Below are 2642 nucleotides of genomic sequence, written 5' to 3'. Positions count from 1 at the left end.
TCGGCAAGAAGTTCGCCGAGGAAGCGCGCTCGATGCATCTCGGCGAGCGCGATCACGAGCCGATCCACGGCCAGGCGACCCCCGCCGAAGCGAAGGCGCTGGCGGAGGAAGGGGTGCCCGTCGCCCCGCTGCCGCTCCCGGTCCAGCCGCCCGAGACGCTCAATTGACCGTAAAGAAACCAGCGGATAGGGCGGCCTCACGTCCCCGTAGCTCAGCAGGATAGAGCGACGGTTTCCTAAACCGCAGGTCGGAGGTTCGAATCCTCTCGGGGACGCCAGTTATTTCAGTGGCTTAAGGCGCCGTCTCGGAATTTGGATTATTTGGCCCAGTTACGAGCGGCCCGATGCTGGACCCCGGCCTCCGCCGGGGTGGACACATTTTGCACTCAGCCCTCCGGGTGGACCTTCAACCACCGGGATGAGCTTCGGCCGAACCTTTTCGGAAATGGATGGCCGGCAATTCGCATCGCCGGCCATGCCGGTTCTTATGCCGGATGCGCGCCCGGCGTGCCGCATTTGGCGAATTTGCCCTTGGCGTCCTTGCACCGCGTGGTTTTCGGTGCGGGCTTGGTGGCACATTTGATGAACTTGCCTTTGGCGTCGCGGCACGGCGCAGCGAACGCCGGCGTGGACAGCAATGCGGTGGCCGTCAGCGCGGCGAGAATCAGCCTCATCATCATCACCCCTTCCGACCGTGCGGGATGCCGAGTCGGTAGGCGAAGGATCGCATGCATTTCGGTTAGCGCGCCAGCAAAAACAGGCGTTTGAAGACCGCGGGAAAAGACCGGGCCGCGCAGCGCGGCGGATCATCCGGGCACAAGAATACGGCGTCGGGAGCGGGCCGGCCGTTCCCGATCCGATTGCGGGGCGCCTCGGGGGCGCCGCATGCGGGGAGGCGGGGCCTCCCCGCGCTATTCACATCCCGTCGACGCTCTTGCTGACCAGGATATTCACCGCGACGCGGCGATTCTGGGCTTTGCCTTCGGGGGTGTCATTGCTTGCCAGCGGGTCGGCCTTGGCCATCCCGGTGGGGGTAAGCATGCGATAGGGCTTCCAGCCGCAATTCTGCTGGAGATAATTGATCACGCGGCTGGCGCGCTTCTCGCTGAGCTGCTGGTTGAAGTCGTCGCCGCCGGTCGAATCGGTATAGCCGACGACCAGCAACAGCGCGTTTTCGGTTCCCTGGGCGGTGGTCGCGGTCGAGCAGAGCAGCGCCTTGTCCTGCGCCGACAGATCCGACTTGCCGGTATCGAAGTGCACGTTGGTGGTGCCCTTGATGTTGTATTTGTCGATATCGCCCAGCCGGCCGCGCAGCGCCTCGGTCGCCGCTGTCTGCTCGTCGAAGCGCTGATCGGTCGCGTTGCGGATCATCGACGCGGTCTTGAGGTCGTTGTTGCGGAACGTAACCTGGCTCGCCACCAAAGCATCGCCCGCTTGCAGCGTCTTGACGGTGACCGGCATCCCGTTGAGCAGCGATTCCGCGCCCAGCTTGCCGCGGCCGCCGAACAGGCCGCCGGTCTTGACCCGCGTCGCATCGTTGACCGCGATCACGACGCTGTTGCCGTCGGCGGTCTTGACCTTCATCTTGTCGCCGTTGCGTGCAGTGATCACGCCCTTGACCTCAGGCCCCGGCGTCATCGCCGCTGCGTCATGCTCCTGCACGCCGGTGACGACGACATTCTGGTCGGGCGCGGTCTGTTCCTGTGCGAACACGTTGCCCGAGGCAAACAGGGCCAGTGCGGCCAGCGGGAAGCGAACTCTTCGGCTATTCATATTGGTGCGCATCGAGCGTCTCCCTTGAAACTCCCCCAGTGCGGTCGGCGTGTTCAGATTCACCTGTCTCGCGCATGAACGTCATCGGTAGGACGGTCGGGAGAGCGGGTAATTGGAGTGCAGTGTGCGACGAACCGTTGTTGCCTGTACCGCCGTGCAGTGAGTCGAAAGGTCCGCTGCGCATGCTGCGGTTGATCTTGCGCAGCAACGCGGCACGCGCGGGATCGATTCCCTCAGCCGTCGTTGCGGCCGGGACATCGCGATCCAAACTATCGCGGGAAATAGCGCACTCGACAGGACTGCGCGCCACCACAGGCCCGCTTGGCTTCAGGCAAAGGAGCAACAGTCCTGTCGAGAACTTGGCATCACCCGGTTGCGGCGATTGTCGATGCAGTCGACCGGTCGGGGTGAGCTTTGTAACCACGCTTTGGGGCGTCCAGCGATAGCCACGCAATACGTGTGGACGGAAAGCTCCAGCCGGCGGGGATGAAGCCGAACTCGATCATTACATCGTTGCTACCGGATCGCGTGGCTCGATTGGTGGGAACAAATCGGCAGGCGGGCGACGATGCCAGCGCTCGGCGGCTAAACGAGGCATCGCTATTTCGGCCGGAGGAGGTGCCCTTCAAAGATCGTGCGGCTTGGCGGCGGCGGGATGCTGGACGCACAGGATCGTGCCGGCAAAAACGATGAACCCGGCCACCGCCAGCGGGAAAGCGAGCCCGATCCGGGTCACCATGATCGCGCCGACGCACGCACCGGCGAGGATCGCGACGATCGCGGCGATCCGCCGCATGAGATTGGGGGCGCTGCCGCCGGCGAGGCGCGAGTCCGCGGCGATCCCGGTGATCGTCAGCGTCAGCACCGTCG

Annotated in this window: 3 protein-coding genes, 1 tRNA gene and 1 pseudogene; 2 read left to right on the top strand and 3 right to left on the bottom strand. The window is 64.5% G+C overall.

Going from position 1 to position 2642, the window contains the following annotated elements:
- Together BGN95_RS08735 and BGN95_RS08730 are read left to right on the top strand one after the other, a co-directional pair.
- Positions 1–167 (top strand): DUF1178 family protein (locus BGN95_RS08735; protein WP_286772476.1); only part of this gene is annotated, 167 nt, incomplete at its 5' end.
- A gap of 33 nt (positions 168–200) precedes the next feature.
- A tRNA-Arg gene (locus BGN95_RS08730) sits at positions 201–277 on the top strand.
- Between the two features lie 207 nt (positions 278–484).
- On the opposite strand, the gene BGN95_RS08725 is transcribed toward BGN95_RS08730, so the two are convergent.
- The 3 genes and pseudogenes from BGN95_RS08725 to BGN95_RS08715 all read right to left on the bottom strand — a co-directional run.
- Positions 485–676 (bottom strand): hypothetical protein, encoded by a 192-nt coding sequence (locus BGN95_RS08725; protein ID WP_179511718.1) that lies wholly within the window; start codon positions 674–676, stop codon positions 485–487.
- Positions 677–914: 238 nt separating this feature from the next.
- Positions 915–1784, bottom strand: coding sequence for an OmpA family protein (locus tag BGN95_RS08720; protein ID WP_265268386.1), 870 nt, complete (start codon positions 1782–1784; stop codon positions 915–917).
- 613 nt (positions 1785–2397) lie between these two features.
- Positions 2398–2642, bottom strand: a pseudogene (locus BGN95_RS08715) (DUF1275 domain-containing protein); the annotation flags it as partial.

Origin of the sequence: Sphingomonas sp. 66-10, from assembly GCF_001897045.1 — a bacterium.
Taxonomy (GTDB): Bacteria; Pseudomonadota; Alphaproteobacteria; order Sphingomonadales; family Sphingomonadaceae; genus Sphingomonas; species Sphingomonas lycopersici.
Note: the sequence above shows the minus strand (reverse complement) of the source record. Positions and strands in the feature narration are given on the sequence as shown.